Genomic DNA, 16,971 nt, shown 5'->3' on the forward strand with positions numbered 1-16,971 from the left:
GGCGGAATCGCAGCTTAGGGGCGCATGCGTGTTGCGGGCGTGGAACGGACCGTCGGAGCAGATCGGCGGTCAGCCGCCGTTGTGGCCACTACACTGGCGCCATGTCGTCGCTTCCCCTCCTGCTGTTGCCCGGCCTGCTGTGCGACGAACGCCTGTGGCGCGATCCCGCCGCCGCGCTCGCCGAGGTAACGGATGTCCACCACGCCGACCTGACCCGCGACGACAGCGTCGCCGGCATGGCCGCGCGCGTGCTGGCTGCGGCGCCACCGGTGTTCGCGCTGGCGGCGCTGTCGATGGGTGGCTACGTGGCGTTCGAAATCCTGCGCCAGGCGCCGCAGCGCGTGGCGAAGCTGGCGTTGCTGGATACCAGTGCGCGGCTCGATCCGCCCAAGCGGCTGGCCGTGCGACGGGCCGGCCTGGCGATGGCGGAGGCCGGCCGTTTCGCCGGTGTCACCCGCAAGCTGTTGCCGCAGTTGGTGCACGAAAGCCGCGTGGACGAAGCGGTCGGCGCGGACGTGATGGCGATGGCGCAACGCGTCGGCCTTGCCGCGTTCCTGCGGCAGCAGCGCGCGATCATCGATCGCCCGGATTCGGAACCGCTGCTGCCGGCCATCACCGTGCCGACCCTGCTCGGCGTGGGCGAAGACGACCGCATGACGCTGCCGGAGGAAACGCAGCTGATGCACGCGCGCATCCCCGGTGCGCGGTTGCACGTATTCGCGCGCTGCGGCCACCTGCCGCCGATGGAAGTGCCGCAGGAAACCGCCGCCGTGCTGCACGACTGGCTGGCGGTGGCATGAAGGGCCGGCCGCGCCCGCACCTGCATGCGGATGCGCGCGCAACCGCGGACAATCGCAGCCACGCATCCTTTTCATTTTCGTTGAACCCACAGGAGTACACATGGAACTGGCGATGATCGGACTCGGGCGCATGGGCGCCAACATGGCCGAACGCCTGGTGCGCGGCGGCCACGCGGTGCGCGGCTACGATCCGGGCGAGGCGGCGCGCCACCAGGCCGAAGCGCGCGGTATCGTGCCGCACGCCAGCCTGCAGAACGCCGTCTCGGCGCTGCCGGTGCCGCGCGTGGTGTGGCTGATGGTGCCGGCCGGGCAGGTGGTCGACGACACGCTGGCGCAGCTGCGTCCGCTGCTCGCCGCCGGCGACATCGTCATCGATGGCGGCAACTCCAACTACAAGGACAGCCAGCGGCGCGCCGGCGAGCTGGCCGACGCCGGCATCCGCTACGTGGACTGCGGCACCAGCGGCGGCGTGTGGGGCCTGGATGAGGGCTACAGCCTGATGATCGGCGGCGATGCGGATGCGGTGGACACGCTGCGGCCGGTGTTCGCCACGCTGGCGCCGTCGATCGACACCGGCTGGGGCCGCGTGGGTCCGAGCGGCGCGGGCCACTTCGCCAAGATGATCCACAACGGCATCGAATACGGAATGATGCAGGCCTACGCCGAAGGCTTCGCGATCCTGCAGAAGAAGACGGCGATGGACTTCGATCTCGGCGCACTGGCGGAGATCTGGCGGCACGGCAGCGTGGTGCGGTCGTGGTTGCTGGACCTGACCGCCGATGCGCTGAAGAAGAACCCGCAGATGGCCGGCATCGCGCCATTCGTATCCGATTCGGGCGAAGGGCGCTGGACCGTGGCCGAGGCGATCGACCTGGACGTATCCGCACCGGTGATCACCATGTCGCTGCTGGAACGCCTGCGCTCGCGCGAGCACGATTCCTACGCCGACAAGCTGCTGTCGGCCATGCGCAATGAATTCGGCGGCCACGCGGTCAAGAAGCAGGACTGATCACCCGGTCTTATCGCCCGCGCCGCTAGAGTGGCGGCTCCCCTGGAGGAGCCGCCGATGAAGATCCTGATGGTGCTGACCTCGCACGACCGCCTCGGCGACACCGGGCACAAGACCGGGTTCTGGCTGGAGGAACTGGCGGCGCCGTACTACGTGTTCAAGGATGCGGGCGCGGACCTCGTGCTGGCCTCGCCGAAAGGCGGGTCGCCGCCGCTGGACCCGAAGAGCGATGCGCCCGATGCGCAGACCGCGGCCACGGTGCGTTTCAACGAGGATGCCGATGCCCTGTCCGCCCTCGCCGCGACGCACCGGCTGAAGGACGTGGTGGAGGGCGACTTCGACGCGGTCTTCTATCCCGGCGGCCATGGCCCGATGTGGGACCTGGCCGAGGATGCCGATTCGATCCGCCTGGTCGAGCAGGCCTTCTCCGCCGGCAAGCCGGTGGCGGCCGTCTGCCACGGACCGGCGGTGTTCCGCCATGCGCGCGGCGCGCTCGGCGAACCGCTGGTGAAGGATAAGCGCGTGACCGGCTTTTCCAACGAGGAGGAAACGGCGGTCGGCCTGGCCGACGTGGTGCCGTTCTCGCTGGAAGACGAGCTGAAGAAGCATGGCGCGCGTTACGAGCGCGGCGTGGCATGGCAGTCGTACGTGGTGGCCGACGGCCGGCTGGTGACGGGACAGAATCCCGCGTCGTCCGCGGCCGCCGCCGAGGACGTGCTGCGGTTGCTGCGCTGATGCATTCACGGGGAATTACCGCCGCGCGGCTAGGGTGGGCCTCGAATCGCGCGGGGAGTGGACCATGACGCAGGCACCTGGGCATCTGTATACGCAGCAGGCCGACATCGCCCGCATGGAGGCACTGGTCCTGCAACTGCCCGACGAGGCGCGCGTGGAGGTGCGTCTTGTCGATGGCGGCAGCATCACCGGGACGGTACCGGTGCGGCCCAGCGTGCAGGTGTTCCGCGATGCGGCGGGCAACGAGGGATTCAATGCCGTGGTGCGGATCGACGACACCACCCGCCCGAACGTCGTGCATTACCTGTGGCTGGACCGCATCGCATCGGTGACGGTGCTGGGTTCGGCCTGATGGCGCACCTGCCGTCCGCGGACATCGCCTGCCCCTACTGCGGTGAAACCATCACGCTGGTCGTGGACGATTCGGCGGGCGACCAGCAGTACGTCGAAGACTGCCATGTCTGCTGCAAGCCGATCGAAGTGCGCGTGCGCGTGGACGATGACGGCACGCTCGACGTGGTCGCGTGGGGCCAGGACGAAGCCTGACATACGCATGCGCAGGCCGCGTCTGGCGTAGTGTCCGTGCCGGCCGTTGGACCGTAACGGTCGTATCGCGGCACACGGCTGGTTGTCCTGGGATTTGTTCGACCAGCAGAAAGCCGCCGGGAAACCGGCGGCTTTTTTGTTCCCTTCTCCCAGCGTGGCGGGGAGAAGGTGGCCGGAGGCCGGATGAGGGGCGAGCGTGATGACGACTTCATCGCGTGGCTTTGCATGGGTGGCGTCGGCGACACTTCGTCGACGTCGTGTGCGCCGGCTTCGTCGCCCCTCGCCCGCCTTCGGCACCCTCTCCCCGTTGCACGGGGAGAGGGGCTGTTGGCTCCTTCCCGTCGCGCGGGAAGAAGGGAACATCACGCCTCGGCGTCCTCCAGGTCCACGCCGATGAAGCCGCCGGACTGCCGACGCCACAGCGCGGCGTACAGGCCATCCTGTTGCAGCAGCTCCTCGTGGCTGCCGCTTTCGATCACCCGGCCGCCATCCATCACGATCAGGCGGTCGAGCACGGCGATGGTGGACAGGCGGTGCGCGATCGCGATGACCGTCTTGCCTTCCATCAGCGTGTACAGCTGTTCCTGGATGGCGGCCTCGACCTCCGAATCCAGCGCCGACGTCGCTTCGTCCAGCACCAGGATCGGCGCGTCCTTCAGCAGCACGCGGGCGATGGCCACGCGCTGCCGCTGCCCGCCGGACAGCTTGACGCCGCGCTCGCCCACCTGGGTGTCGTAGCCGCTGCGGCCCTTGGCGTCGGTCAGGCCCTGGATGAAGTCGTCCGCATGCGCGCGTCGAGAGGCTTCCAGCAGCTCCGCTTCGGTGGCATCGGGCCGACCATAGCGGATGTTGTCGCGGATCGACCGGTGCAGCAGCGAGGTGTCCTGGGTGACCATGCCGATGTTCCGGCGCAGCGATTCCTGGGTGACCTGCGAGACTTCCTGGCCGTCGATCAGGATGCGGCCGCCTTCCACGTCGTAGAAGCGCAGCAGCAGGTTGACCAGCGTCGACTTGCCCGCGCCGGAGCGACCGACGATGCCGACCTTCTCGCCCGGCTTGATGACCAGCGACAGGTCATCGATCACCTTGGCCTCGCGACCGTAGTGGAACATGACGTGGTCGAAGCGGATCTCGCCCCGGGTGACCTCCAGGTCCTTCGCCTCCTTCGCATCGGCGATGGCCAGCGGCTGCGCCAGCGTACCCATGCCGTCCTCGACGGTGCCGATGTTCTCGAACAGGCCGGCCACTTCCCACAGGATCCAGTCCGACATCGAGCGGATGCGCATCACCAGTGCGATCGCGACGGCGATCGCGCCCATCGAGATCGACGATTGCAGCCACGCCCAGATCGCCACGCCGGCCACGCTGGCCAGCAGGAAGGCGTTGAGCGTGTGCAGGGCGACGGTCAGCTGGGTGACCAGCCGCATCTGCGCGTGCACGGTCACCATGAACTCGTCCATGGCGTTGCGCGCGTAATCCTGCTCGCGCATGGTGTGGGCGAACAGCTTGATGGTCTGGATGTTGGTGTAGCTGTCGACGATGCGGCCGGTCATCTGCGCGCGCGCGTCCGACTGCGCCATCGATACCTTCTGCAGGCGCGGCACGAAGTGGAACACCAGCAACAGGTAGCTGACCAGCCAGATCACCAGTGGCAGCACCAGCCAGATGTCGGCCTGCGCCACCAGCACTACGGTGCCGACGAAGTAGACGACGACGTAGACGAACACGTCCATCAGCTTCATCACCGTCTCGCGGATCGACAGCGCGGTCTGCATGACCTTCTGCGAAATGCGGCCGGCGAATTCGTCCTGGAAGAAGCCCACGCTTTGCCGCAGCAGGTAACGGTGCGACAGCCAGCGGGCGATCATCGGGTAGTTGCCGAAGATGGTCTGGTGGATGACCAGCGACTGCACCAGCACCAGCAGCGGATACGCGACCACCACCAGCAGGCCCATCCACAGCAGCTTGTCGCCATGCACCTGCATGAAGCTGTCGCGGCCGGTGCTGCCCATCCAGTCGACCAGCTGGCCCATGTAGTCGAAGAAGGTGATCTCCAGCGCGGAGATCACGCCGGTCAGCACCGACATCACCACCAGCCAGGGCAGCAACGGGCGCGAGTAGTGCAGCAGGAACCGCAGCAGCGTCCGCGGCGGCGTGGTCGGCTCGCCCTTCGGATACGGGTTGATGCGGGTTTCGAAGAATCGGAACATCGGTCGGTCCATCGTGGGCGCGCACCTGGCGCGCCGGGGAAAACGTACCGGCTCAGCCGGCGGGATAGGGCCAGGCCGCGCGCGCCTGGCGGAGCGCATGGCCGTACCAGGCGAGCTGGTCCAGCATGCGGCGTGCGGCCCGTGCACTGGCGTCCGGATCGCGGGGCAGGCCGGTACCGTCGAATCGGTCCCAGGCCTGCGTGAAGTACACCCCGTCGCGCACCGGCGTGGCATGCAGCCCGCTGAAGACCTGCCGCAACTGCTCGACGGCGCGCGCGCCACCACTGAGCCCGCCATACGCGACGAAGCCGACCGGTTTCGCCTGCCAGTGCGAGGCCACCAGGTCGATCATGTGCTTGAGCGCGGCGGGGTAGCCGTGATTGTACTCCGGCACCACCACCACGAATGCGTCGGCGCGCCAGATGCGTTGCTGCAGATTCACCAGGTCCGCGCTCGGTGCGCCGCCGTGGCGATGCGGCAGATCGAGCAGGAGGGGGTCGACGACATCGACGGTGTAGTCGCGCCGTAACGCGAGCTGCGCACGCAGCCAGTCCGCGACGGTGCCGCAGAAGCGGCCTTCGCGCGTGCTGCCGTACAGCAGCGCCAGGTGCAGGGGATCGGACATCGGGAACGGCTTGCAGGAAGGGGGAGGGCAGGGTAGAACCTCAACCATTCTTGAGGTCAATGCGCCATGCCGGGAAAACAGCATCCCCCCATCGAAACGGAACTCACCGTCGGCCAGGTGGCAGCGCGCGCCGGCGTGGCCGTGTCCACGCTGCATTTCTACGAAGCCAAGGGCCTGATCCACAGCTGGCGCAATCATGGCAACCAGCGCCGCTATCCACGCGAGGTGCTGCGGCGCGTGGCGGTGATCAAGGTCGCGCAGCGCACCGGCATTCCGCTGGCGGAGATCCAGGCGGCGCTTTCGTCATTGCCCGAGAACCGGACACCGACGGCGGCCGACTGGAAGAAGCTGTCCGCCCGCTGGCGCGAAGCGCTCGATGCGCGCATCGCCAGCCTCTCCCGCCTGCGCGACCAGCTCGACGGCTGCATCGGCTGCGGTTGCCTGTCGCTGAAAGCCTGCCCGCTGCGCAATCCATGGGACGAGCTGGGCGAAGACGGGCCCGGTGCGAGGCTGCTCGAGGAGGCATGACGGTGGATCTCGCCCTGTTCGACTTCGACGGCACGCTGACCACGCGCGAGACGTTTCCGGATTTCATGCGCTATGCGGTGGCGCGGCCACGGTTGCTGGTGGGCGGAGCGCTGCTGGTGCCGGTGGTGTTCGGTTACCGGCGGGGCTGGATCGCGGGCAACCCGACGCGCGCCTGCATCGTGCAGGTGGGCCTGCGTGACGTGGATGCGGCGCGGTTGCGTTCGCAGGGTGAAGCCTTCGCACGCGACATGCTGCCTGGCGTCCTGCGGCCAGATGCGATGGCGCGGTTGGCCTGGCATCGCGAGCGAGGGGATCGCATCGTCGTCGTATCGGGTGGGCTGGACGTGTACCTGACGCCATGGTGTTCGGCCCAGGGCGTCGAACTTGCATGTTCGGTACTGGCCGAACGCAACGGACGCATCACCGGCTACGCAGGCGCGCAGTGCGTCGGCGAGGAAAAGGTGCGCCGCATCCGCGCGCTGTGCGATCCGCAGGCCTATGCCGCGATCCACGCCTACGGCGATACGCGCGAGGACGACGCCATGCTGGCGATGGCGCATCACCGGACGTATCGTGGACGGGCGGTGGCCTAGTGCAACGAGATAGTCGGTGTGGGAGCGATGTAAGTCGCGATGGAAGACCCGTCGGCCTGGATGCCTGCATGCTTCAGCGTCCTCTGCCAACCAACAAAGAGCATCGCGACTTACATCGCTCCCACATCGGGCGTTCCGGGCGAGCCTGCGTCAGTTCAGCGGAATCTCCCGCCGCTCCTGGCTGCTCTGCACGCCCAGTTCGATCAGGCGCATGACATCGATGGCCTGCTGTGGCGTCACCGGCACCGGGTGCCCGAGCAGGATCGCGTCGCGCATGCCGGCGTAGTAGCGGCGGTAGTCGCCGACCTCGGCGTGTGCGATGTCGGCGACCAGGCGTCCGTCGTATTCCTGTACGAGTTCGCCGGCGCGCGTATCCATTCCCCAGCCCGGCGCACCCGGCGCCACGCCGGCCCGCAGCTGGTCTTCCTGCACGTCCAGGCCATGCTTGAGGTAGCTGCCTCGCGTGCCATGCACGGCGAAGCGCAGACCGTTGCCGGCAACCAGCGTGCCGGCGTGGAGGAGGGCACGATGGTGCGGGTAGTGCAGCGTGGCATCGAAATAATCCGCCGCCCGCGCGCCGTCGCGCAGGTGGGCGATATCGCACGTGATCGCCCGTGGCAGACCGAACAGCTGCACGGCCTGGTCGAGCAGGTGCGGGCCGAGGTCGTACCAGAGGCCGCCGCCCGGTTCATCGCGCTCGCGCCAGCGGTCCTGCACGGTGGGGCGGAAGCGGTCGAAGTGCGAGTGGAACTCCGCCACGCGCCCTAGCGTTCCGTCGGCCATCAATCGCTGCAACGTCAGGAAATCCGCATCCCAGCGACGGTTCTGGAACACGCTGACCAGGCGGTCGGCGTGTCGTGCGGCTTCGACAACGGCACGCGCTTCCCGCAGTGTGACCGTGAAAGGCTTGTCCACCACCACATGCCTGCCTTCCGCCAGCGCGGCGATCGCCAGCGGCGCATGCGAGGCATTCGGCGAGGCGATGACGACGAGATCGAGGGCCGGATCGGCGAAGGCCTGCGACGCGTCCGCCACGACGCGTGCGTCGGGCCAGTCGGCATGGACCTTGCCGGCATCGCGCGAGACCACGGTGTGCAGCACGAGGCCAGGTGTCCCCTGGATCAGCGGTGCATGGAAGACTTTGCCGACGAAGCCGTAGCCGACCAGTGCGACGTTGAGTGGAGCAGGCATGGTGTTCGATTCCCGGTGTCCGCGGCCATCTTACGTGCCCGACGTGCGTTGATCACGCGTGCACATGCGTGAATGCCGCGCAACACCCACCTGAACGATGGCGCGGCCTTTCACGCGTGTTGTACGGCCACGCGCCGACACTCGGCCCCACTACATCGAAACGAAAGGAGAACTGCCATGCATCATGTACGCACCCGTTCGCTGCTGGCCGCCGCCATGACGACGGCCCTGCTCTTTTCCTCCGCCCACGTGATGGCCGCCAACCCGCCGAACGAGCCGGAAGAGAACGCACAGAACGATTCCAGCCAGCCGGTGACCGACACCTGGATCACCACCAAGGTGAAGGCCGACCTGCTGGCCACCGAGAACGTGTCGGGTCTGGACATCAAGGTGGAAACCGTCGATGGCGTGGTGACCCTGTCGGGCGCGGTCGCCAACACGTCGCAGAAGGACAAGGCGATCGCCGTGGCCAAGCAGATCAAGGGCGTGAAGTCCGTCGAGGCCAGTGGCCTGACGCTCGCCTCGAAGTAAACCCGTCCAGGGTGTGGCACGAAGCGGATGCACGCCGATGCAGGGTGCATCCGTTTCTCTGTCCGGGGCGTAAGCGCCCTCCCATTCCATCGCCAGGGAGCGACCGATGAGCCGATGCCTGATCCGGATGACCGTTGCCGCCGTGCTCGCCGTGGCCGCGTGGTCCACGCATGCCGCCACGCCGGTGACGTCGGTACCGCAGCTCGAGATATCCCGCTATGCGGGACAGTGGCACGAGATCGCGCACCTGCCGATGTTCTTCCAGCGCCAGTGCGTGGGCGACATCACGGCGCGCTACTCGCTGGACGCGCCCGGCAAGATCGGCGTGTTGAATGCGTGCCGCACGAAGGACGGCAGCATGGACCAGTCCCAGGGCGTGGCGCGTCCGGTCGAAGGTCATCCCGGCAGGCTGGAGGTGCGGTTCGCACCCGATTGGCTGTCCTGGCTGCCGATGGTGTGGGCCGACTACTGGGTGATCGCGCTGGATCCCGACTACCAGTGGGCGATGGTCGGTGAGCCGGATCGCGACTACCTGTGGATCCTGTCGCGCGAGCCGACCATGGATCGCGCGCTGTTCGACCAGTTGAAGGCGAAGGCCGAGACGATGGGCTACGACCTGAAGCCGCTGGTCATGGCGGCGCCGCTGCGATAGGAATCGAGGTAGCGTCGTTGTAGGAGCGACGTAAGTCGCGACCGCACGGCGTGAGTACCAAGGTGTTGTCGGAAGCCGCGCCCGGACAGGTGCCGGAGTGTTTTTGGTTTCCGGTCGCGACTTACGTCGCTCCTACAAAAGGCACTGCCCCGCTTACAGCCTGCGCGTATACCGAAACTGCAGGAAGTTCTCGCCCGGGTTCGGGTTCTCGATGCGCGCATTGGAGAAGTGCTGGAAGCGCAGCGACCATTCGTGCTGCCGGTCTGCACCGAACCGCTTGCCGATGGCGATGTGGTCGCCGAAGTTGAAGGTGGTGCTGAACTCCTTCACCCGGGTGTCGTACTTGGGGAAGATGACGTTGACGCCGATGCCGCCTTCGACGAACCAGCCTTCGCGCCAGCCGTTCGGGCGCCATCGCAGCGCGGGGGTGAAACCGACCTGCGTGCTGTTCTCGCTGTCGCTGTGCCAGCGGGCGACCTCGCCCTGCCACTGGCCGCTGACATGGCCATAGCGGTACTGCTTTTCCCAGCGCCAGTCGCGGCTCGCGCCGACGGTCAACGACTGCGCGTCTTCGGCTACGCCGCCCTGCACATACCAGGCGGTGCGGGGTTCGGTGGCGAACGCCTGCGTGCAGGCGACGGCCAGCACGGCGCCAAGGGCGAGCCGGGGCGCGATGCGCGGAAACAGGGAGGGAATGGACGGGATGAGCGGGGCAAGAGGATGTGCAGCGGACACGGATGACACTCGATCAGGGGTGGGCTGCGCCCGTGGGCGCAGCATGCGATGCAATAACGAAAAGACGGCGTGACGGCGACGGATCAGGGCAGCGCCGCGAGCGCGGGGGCCACGTCCTGCTCGCCCCAGCCGCCCAGCGACTTGTAGATCGTCACCACGCCGACGTTGACACCGGCCTCGGCCTGCGCCAGCGCATCGTCCGCCGCGAGTTGCGTGCGTTGTGCGTCCAGCAGGGTGAGGAAGTCCGACGAGCCGGCACGATACCGGACTTCGGCCAGTTCTGCTGCGCGGCGGGCGGCAACGGATTGTTCCAGCCTGAGTTTCAGCTGGGCCTGTTGCTTGGCATACGACAGCAGTGCGTTTTCCGTTTCCTCCAGAGCGCCGAGCACGGCTTTTTCATACTGCGCCGCGACGCCATCGGCCTGCGCCTCGCTCGCGCGCAGGCGGGCGCGGACGCTGCCCATGTCGAACGCCGCCCAGCTGATCGAGGGCGTCACCTGCCACGCGCGGTTGTCGCCATTGACCAGGTTGCCCCAACCGCCCGACAGGAAGCCGATGAAGCCGCGCAGGCTGACCCGCGGGAACAGGTCCGCCGTCGCCACGCCGACACGCGCCGTGGCCGCCGCCAGGCGACGCTCGGCGGCGCGCACGTCCGGGCGCTGGCGCAACAGTTCGGTGGTGTCGCCTATCGGCAACGCCTTGGCGAAGGCCGGTGCTTCGCGCGGCGCGAGAAGCAGCGTGTCCAGTTCGCCAGGACGCTGGCCGACCAGCACGGCGAGCCGATGGCGCGACTGGCCTTCGATCGCCTCCAGCATCGGCACCTCGGCTTCGACCGCGCGCACGCGGGCCAGGCTGCTCTGCACTTCCAACTGGCTGCCCGCGCCCAGGTCGAAGCGCGACTCGGTCAGGCGCTGCGTTTCACCCAGCGTCTGCAGGATGCGCCGCGATACGTCCAGCCGCTTCTGCGTGCCGCGCAACTCGAAGTAGTTGCGCGCCACTTCCGCCGCCACGGTGACCTGCATCGCCTGCAGGTCGTTACGCTGCGCCTGCAGGTCCGCATGCGCGGCCTCGGCATTGCGGCGCACGCGCCCGAACAGGTCCAGTTCCCATGCGGCATCGAAGCCGGCCGAGTAGCTGTCCGTTTCCACGCGTCCCCGGCCTTCGACCGGCTGCTTGCTGTGCGTGCCCTCCACGCCCATCGTGACGTGCGGCGCCAGGTCCAGGCGACGTTCGGAGAACACCGCGCGGGCTTCGTTGACGCGCGACACCGCGATGCGCACGTCCAGGTTGGCCAGCAGGGCTTCACGCACCAGTTGGTCGAGCACCGGATCGTCGAACTGGCTCCACCACGTGGCGACCGGATGGTCGGCCACGTAGTCGACGGCACCGGCCTGCTGCAACGTGGCCGGTGCGGTCTGCGGGGCCGCGTAGTCGGGGCCGACGGTCACGCAGCCGGCCAGCAGCGCGGCCGCGACGCCGATGACGAGCGGACGGATCACCATGGCAACACCTGGTCGAAGTAGTAGTAACCGCCGGTGGGGCCGTCGTCGGCGATCAGCGCCAGTTGCACGCTGGTGCGCGCGCCCTCCGGCACGGACAACTCGCCGTTCTGCTGGTCGCCCGACTTGTTCATGTCGGTCTGCACGTAGCCCGGGTGGATGGTGTTGACCTTGATGCCGGTGTCCTGGAGCTCGTGCGCCAGGTGGATGGTCCACGCGTTGACCGCGCTCTTGGACACGTTGTACGCCGGCACGCCCTTGAACCCGTAGATGAAGGACGCGGGATTCTGGTGCTCGGACAGCGAGCCGAGCAGGCTCGACACGTTGACGATGCGGCCGGCGTTCGACTTGCGCAGCAGCGGCAGGAAGGCCTGGGTGGTTTCGATCAGGCCGAACACGTTGGTGTCGAACGTGGTGCGCCAGGTGTCGAGCGACTGGCCGGACACGCCCTTCGTCGCATCGTCGACCATGATGCCGGCGTTGTTGACCAGGATATCGAGCCGGCCGTGGCGCTGTTCGACCTCTTTGACGGCGGCGGCGATGCTGGCGGAATCGGTGACGTCCAGCGCGATGGCTTCGACGGGCAGGCCCTGCGACTGCAGGTCGAGCGCGGCTTCGACCGCCTTGTCGCGGCTTCGGCCGGCCAGCAGGGTGTGCACGCCGGCGTCGGCCAGCTGGCGCACGGTTTCGCGGCCGATGCCGCGGGTGGCGCCGGTGACGAGTGCGATCTTGGAAGAAGTGTTCATGGCATGACCTCGGTTGGGTAAGGGGAGTGGATCAGGCGTGCGTCGTCGCTGTGCCGGCGACGGGGGCGTGGGACACCAGCGGACGGTTGGCCAGCTTGCGCAGGGCCACGTAGAACACCGGCGTCAGGAACAGGCCGAACAGGGTGACGCCCAGCATGCCGGCGAACACCGTGATGCCGGTGACCGAGCGCACCTCGGCGCCGGCACCGCTGGACAGCACCAGCGGCACGGTGCCGGCGATGAATGCCACCGACGTCATGATGATCGGGCGCAGGCGCAGGCGACAGGACTCGAGCGCCGATTCCACGATGCCCTTGCCCTGCAGTTCCAACTCGCGGGCGAACTCGACGATCAGGATGGCGTTCTTGCATGCCAGGCCCATCAGCACCACCAGGCCCACCTGCACGAACACGTTGTTGTCGCCGCCGACCAGCCACACGCCGGCCAGTGCCGACAGCAGCGTCATCGGCACGATCAGGATCACCGCCAGCGGCAGCGTCCAGCTTTCATAGAGCGCAGCCAGCACCAGGAACGCGAGCAGCACCGCCAGCGGGAACACCACCAGCGCCGCCTTGCCCTGGGTGGCCTGCTGGTAGCTCAGGTCGCTCCAGTCGATGCCCATGCCGGTCGGCAGCACCTGCTGCGCCAGCTCGGTGACCTTGGCCATCGCTTCACCCGAGGACAGCACGCGCGGGTCGGCTTCGCCCAGCAGGTCGGCGGCCGGGTAGCCATTGAAGCGGATCACCGGGTCCGGACCATAGGTCTGCTTGACGCTGACCATGCTGCCGATCGGCACCATCTCGCCGTTGGCGTTGCGGGTGCGCAGGTTGGCGATGTCCTCGACGTCGTCGCGGAACTGCCCGTCCGCCTGCGCGATGACCTGCCAGGTACGCCCGAACATATTGAAGTCGTTGACGTAGGCCGAACCCAGGTAGGTCTGCAGCGTGTCGAACAGTTCGGTCAGCGGCACGCCCTGCGCCTTCGCCTTCACGCGATCGACTTCGGCATCCAACTGCGGCACGTTGGCCTGGTAGCTGCTGATCGGGAAGCCCAGGCCCGGCGTCTGCGAGGCCGCCCCCTGGAACGCCTGCACCGCGCTCTGCAACTCGCCGTAGCCCAGGCGCGTGCGGTCCTCGACGAAGAGCGACCAGCCGGAACCGTTGCCCAGGCCCTGGATCGGCGGCGGCATGAAAGCGAAGGTGAAGCCTTCCTCGATGCCGGCGAACTTCTGGTTGAGTTCGGCGGTGATCTGCTCGGCGCTGTTCTTGCGCTCGCCGAACGGCTTGAGGTTGAAGAACACCACGCCGTTGTTGGGCGTGTTGGTGAACTGCAGCGGGTTCAGGCCGGGGAAGGCGATCTCGTCCTGCACGCCTTCCACTTCCATCGCCAGTGCGGTCATCTTCTTCAGCACGGCGTCGGTGCGTTCGATCGATGCGCCTTCCGGCATCTTCACGCCGGCGATCAGGTACAGCTTGTCCTGCACCGGGATGAAGCCGGCCGGCACCGCCTTGAACATGACGCCTGCGCCGATCAACAGCACGATGTAGACCGCGAACACGGCGCCGCGCTTGCCGAGCGCACGCGAGACCGCGCCTTCATAGCGCTGCGAGCTGCGGTTGAAGAAACGGTTGAACGGACGGAACAGCCAGCCGAACAGGCGGTCGATCAGGCGCGACGGGCCGTCCTTCGGCGCGTCGTGCGATTTCAGCAGCTTGGCGGCCAGCGCCGGCGACAGGGTCAGCGAGTTGATCGCCGAGATCACCGTGGAGATGGCGATGGTGACCGCGAACTGCTTGTAGAACTGGCCGGTGACGCCGGTCAGGAACGCCATCGGCACGAACACCGCGCACAGCACCAGCGCGATGGCGATGATCGGTCCGGAGACCTCCTTCATCGCTAGGTGCGCGGCTTCCAGCGGGGTGGCGCCATGTTCGATGTGGCGCTCTACGTTCTCCACCACCACGATGGCATCGTCCACCACGATGCCGATGGCCAGCACCAGGCCGAACAGCGTCAGCGTGTTGATCGAATAGCCCAGCAGGTACAGCACCGCGAAGGTGCCGACCACCGAAACGGGCACGGCCAGCAGCGGGATGATCGAGGCACGCCAGGTCTGCAGGAACAGGATCACCACCAGCACCACCAGCAGCGTGGCTTCCAGCAGCGTGGTCACCACCGAGGTGATCGAATCGCGCACGAACACCGTGGTGTCGTACACCGAGGTGATCTCCACGCCCGGCGGCAGCGTCTTGCGCACGTCGTCCATCTTGGCGACGACGGCGTCGCGGATCTGCAGCGCGTTCGCGCCCGGTGCCTGGAAGATGCCGACGGCCGCGGCGTTCTGGCCGTTGAGGCGCGCCCGCAGCGTGTAGTCGCCGGCGGCCAGCTCGATGCGGGCCACGTCGGCCAGGCGCACGATCTCGCCGTCGTTGCCGGCCTTCAGCACGATGTCGCCGAATTCCTCGACGGTCTCCAGGCGGCCCTTGGCGTTGATCGGCAGCAGGAAGTCGCTGCCGTTCGGCATCGGCTCGGCGCCCAGCTGGCCGGCCGAGACCTGCACGTTCTGCTCGCGCACGGCGCGCAGCACGTCGCTGGCGGTCATGCCGCGCGCGGCGACCTTGTCCGGGTCCAGCCACAGGCGCATGGCGTAGTCGCCGCCGCCGAACAGCTGCGCGTCGCCGACGCCGGCGATCTTCGCCAGTTCGTCCTTGACGTGCAGGCGCATGTAGTTGCGCAGGTACAGCGAGTCGTACTTGCCGTCCTTGGAGATCAGGTGCACCACCATCAGGAAGACCGGCGACTGCTTTTGCGTGGTCACGCCCTGCCGGCGCACGTCCTCGGGCAGGCGCGCCTGCGCCTGGGCCACGCGGTTCTGCACGCGTACCGCAGCCTCGTCGGCATCGGTGCCGGGCTTGAAGGTCACGGTCAGCTGCAGCACGCCGTCGGAGCCGGCGACGGACTTGACGTACATCATGTCCTCGACGCCGTTGATGGCTTCCTCCAGCGGCGTGGCGACGGTTTCCGCGATCACCTTCGGGTTGGCGCCGGGATACACGGTGCGGACGACCACCGACGGCGGCACCACTTCGGGGTATTCGCCGATCGGCAGCAGCGGGATCGAGATCAGGCCGGCGGCGAAGATCACGATCGACAACACGGCGGCGAAGATCGGCCGGTCGATGAAGAAACGGGAGAAGTCCATGGGTGGATTTCCTGGATGGGAGATGCAGAGGGCTGACCACCGTCCGGCTGGACCGTGGTGGGAATCGGGATTCGCGTCGTATGCCACTACCGTCACCCCCGCCTGCGCGGGAATGACGTACCGGTTACTTCATGGCGACTGCCGCGACGGGCGTGTCGGCCGCGCCCATCGCCACGGCCTTCGCCTGCACCGGCATGCCGGGGAAGAACACCTTCTGCACGCCGCTCACGATGACCTTGTCGCCGGCCGCCAGGCCCTGTTCGACGATGCGCAGTCCATCGGACATGCGGCCCACCTGCACGTCGCGGCGCTGCGCCTTGCCTTCGTTGTCGACCACATAGACGTACTTGCGGTCCTGGTCGGTCAATACGGCCTTGTCATCGACCAGCGCGGCCTTGAACTCGCCGCTGCCGAGCAGGCGCACGCGGGCGTACAGGCCGGGCGTGAACACACGGTCCGCGTTGTCCAGCACGGCGCGGGCGCGGATGGTGCCGGTGCTGCGGTCGACCTGGTTGTCGAGGAAATCGACGACGCCCGCATGCGGGAAGCCGCTTTCGTCGGCCAGTGCGATCTGCACCGGGACCTTGCCGCCGCGTTCGCTGGGGCGTTCGCCCTTGCGGGCCATCTGGGCGTAGCGCAGGAAGGCGCGCTCGTCGGCATCGAAGTGCACGTGCACCTTGTCCAGCGACACCACCGTGGTCAGTACGCTGGCGGCATCGCCGGCGCTGACCAGGTTGCCGGCGGTGACCAGCGCGCGACCGGCGCGGCCATCGATGGGCGCGCGTACCTGGGTCCATTCCAGGTTGAGGCGCGCGCTTTCGACGGCGGCCTGCGCGGCGGCGACATTCGCCTGCCCCTGGTCGGCGTTGGCGCGGCGCTGTTCGTACTCTTCGGTCGACAACGCCTGCAGGTCGGCCAGGCGCTTGGCGCGCGCGGCTTCGCTGCGGCCCAGTTCGGATTGGGTGCGCGCACGGGCCAGTTCGGCCTGCGCACGCGCCAGTTCGGCGCGGTAGCTGCGCGCGTCGATGGTGAAGAGCACGTCGCCCTTCCTGACTTCCTGGCCTTCGGTGAAGACGACGCGGTCGATGTAGCCGGACACGCGCGGACGCAGGTCGACGTGTTCGATGGCTTCGATGCGGCCACTGAACTCGTCCCACTGGCTGATCGACTTGACCGGCACCGCGGCGACGCTGACCTGCGGCGGCGGGGGCGCGCCGTGTTCGGCGGCCTGGCCGCTGCAGCCCGCCAGCACGGCGAGGGCGAGGACACTGAAGGCGCCCAGCGCCAGCAGGCGAGGCGCACGCGGGGGGACGAAGGACTGGATGTTCATGGGTGGTGGTCTCTTGGGGGAGAGGAAAAAGCGGGTGGA

The 16,971-nt window shown here is 67.8% G+C and carries 17 protein-coding genes; 9 read left to right on the forward strand and 8 right to left on the reverse strand.

The features are described from left to right. Positions 1 to 101: 101 nt before the first annotated feature. The 5 genes from V7060_RS00390 (at position 102) to V7060_RS00410 (ending at position 3,090) form a co-directional block, all read left to right on the forward strand. Positions 102 to 800, forward strand: coding sequence for an alpha/beta hydrolase (locus tag V7060_RS00390; protein WP_334177296.1), 699 nt, complete (start codon positions 102 to 104; stop codon positions 798 to 800). A gap of 100 nt (positions 801 to 900) precedes the next feature. Then, on the forward strand, positions 901 to 1,809 hold the full coding sequence (gene gnd / locus V7060_RS00395) for a phosphogluconate dehydrogenase (NAD(+)-dependent, decarboxylating) (RefSeq protein WP_334177297.1): 909 nt from the start codon (positions 901 to 903) through the stop codon (positions 1,807 to 1,809). 57 nt (positions 1,810 to 1,866) lie between these two features. Next, positions 1,867 to 2,544, forward strand: coding sequence for a type 1 glutamine amidotransferase domain-containing protein (locus tag V7060_RS00400; protein WP_334177298.1), 678 nt, complete (start codon positions 1,867 to 1,869; stop codon positions 2,542 to 2,544). 64 nt (positions 2,545 to 2,608) lie between these two features. Next, on the forward strand, positions 2,609 to 2,896 hold the full coding sequence (locus V7060_RS00405) for a DUF3247 family protein (protein WP_334177299.1): 288 nt from the start codon (positions 2,609 to 2,611) through the stop codon (positions 2,894 to 2,896). Further along, on the forward strand, positions 2,896 to 3,090 hold the full coding sequence (locus V7060_RS00410) for a CPXCG motif-containing cysteine-rich protein (RefSeq protein WP_334177300.1): 195 nt from the start codon (positions 2,896 to 2,898) through the stop codon (positions 3,088 to 3,090). Before V7060_RS00405 ends, V7060_RS00410 begins: the two co-directional genes overlap by 1 nt. Positions 3,091 to 3,452: 362 nt before the next feature. Here V7060_RS00410 and V7060_RS00415 read toward each other — a convergent pair whose 3' ends face one another. Both V7060_RS00415 and V7060_RS00420 read right to left on the reverse strand, forming a co-directional pair. Next, positions 3,453 to 5,300 (reverse strand): ABC transporter ATP-binding protein, encoded by a 1,848-nt coding sequence (locus V7060_RS00415; RefSeq protein WP_334177301.1) that lies wholly within the window; start codon positions 5,298 to 5,300, stop codon positions 3,453 to 3,455. 52 nt (positions 5,301 to 5,352) lie between these two features. Then, positions 5,353 to 5,925: an NAD(P)H-dependent oxidoreductase gene (locus V7060_RS00420; protein WP_334177302.1), complete on the reverse strand. Its 573-nt coding sequence runs from the start codon at positions 5,923 to 5,925 to the stop codon at positions 5,353 to 5,355. A 66-nt stretch (positions 5,926 to 5,991) separates the two neighbouring features. On the opposite strand from V7060_RS00420, the gene soxR reads away from it, so the two are divergent. Continuing rightward, positions 5,992 to 6,453 (forward strand): redox-sensitive transcriptional activator SoxR, encoded by a 462-nt coding sequence (gene soxR / locus V7060_RS00425; protein WP_334177303.1) that lies wholly within the window; start codon positions 5,992 to 5,994, stop codon positions 6,451 to 6,453. Continuing rightward, entirely contained in the window at positions 6,450 to 7,046 is a 597-nt protein-coding gene (locus V7060_RS00430; RefSeq protein ID WP_334177304.1) for an HAD-IB family hydrolase, read from the forward strand. Before soxR ends, V7060_RS00430 begins: the two co-directional genes overlap by 4 nt. A 150-nt stretch (positions 7,047 to 7,196) precedes the next feature. Here the strand turns inward: V7060_RS00430 and V7060_RS00435 are convergent, their stop codons facing one another. Next, positions 7,197 to 8,237, reverse strand: coding sequence for an oxidoreductase (locus V7060_RS00435; RefSeq protein ID WP_334177305.1), 1,041 nt, complete (start codon positions 8,235 to 8,237; stop codon positions 7,197 to 7,199). Positions 8,238 to 8,414: 177 nt separating this feature from the next. Between V7060_RS00435 and V7060_RS00440 the strand changes: the two genes are divergently transcribed. Both V7060_RS00440 and V7060_RS00445 read left to right on the forward strand, forming a co-directional pair. Further along, the gene (locus V7060_RS00440) at positions 8,415 to 8,768 is read left to right on the forward strand and encodes a BON domain-containing protein (RefSeq protein WP_334177306.1); all 354 of its coding nucleotides are present in this window, start codon (positions 8,415 to 8,417) and stop codon (positions 8,766 to 8,768) included. 127 nt (positions 8,769 to 8,895) lie between these two features. Next, positions 8,896 to 9,420 carry a lipocalin family protein gene (locus V7060_RS00445; RefSeq protein ID WP_334177648.1) on the forward strand — a complete coding sequence of 175 codons (525 nt, stop codon included), beginning with the start codon at positions 8,896 to 8,898 and terminating at the stop codon, positions 9,418 to 9,420. Between the two features lie 153 nt (positions 9,421 to 9,573). On the opposite strand, the gene V7060_RS00450 is transcribed toward V7060_RS00445, so the two are convergent. From V7060_RS00450 to V7060_RS00470, 5 genes are all read right to left on the reverse strand, one after another. Next, the gene (locus V7060_RS00450) at positions 9,574 to 10,155 is read right to left on the reverse strand and encodes an acyloxyacyl hydrolase (RefSeq protein ID WP_334177307.1); all 582 of its coding nucleotides are present in this window, start codon (positions 10,153 to 10,155) and stop codon (positions 9,574 to 9,576) included. Between the two features lie 83 nt (positions 10,156 to 10,238). After that, entirely contained in the window at positions 10,239 to 11,657 is a 1,419-nt protein-coding gene (locus tag V7060_RS00455; RefSeq protein ID WP_334177308.1) for an efflux transporter outer membrane subunit, read from the reverse strand. Beyond that, positions 11,651 to 12,400 carry an SDR family oxidoreductase gene (locus V7060_RS00460; protein WP_334177309.1) on the reverse strand — a complete coding sequence of 250 codons (750 nt, stop codon included), beginning with the start codon at positions 12,398 to 12,400 and terminating at the stop codon, positions 11,651 to 11,653. The genes V7060_RS00455 and V7060_RS00460 overlap by 7 nt, the downstream gene beginning before the upstream one ends. A gap of 31 nt (positions 12,401 to 12,431) precedes the next feature. Continuing rightward, on the reverse strand, positions 12,432 to 15,602 hold the full coding sequence (locus V7060_RS00465; protein WP_334177310.1) for a multidrug efflux RND transporter permease subunit: 3,171 nt from the start codon (positions 15,600 to 15,602) through the stop codon (positions 12,432 to 12,434). Positions 15,603 to 15,726: 124 nt separating this feature from the next. After that, on the reverse strand, positions 15,727 to 16,932 hold the full coding sequence (locus V7060_RS00470) for an efflux RND transporter periplasmic adaptor subunit (RefSeq protein WP_334177311.1): 1,206 nt from the start codon (positions 16,930 to 16,932) through the stop codon (positions 15,727 to 15,729). Positions 16,933 to 16,971 lie beyond the last annotated feature (39 nt).

Source organism: Pseudoxanthomonas sp. (assembly GCF_036845285.1).
Taxonomy (GTDB): domain Bacteria; phylum Pseudomonadota; class Gammaproteobacteria; order Xanthomonadales; family Xanthomonadaceae; genus Pseudoxanthomonas_A.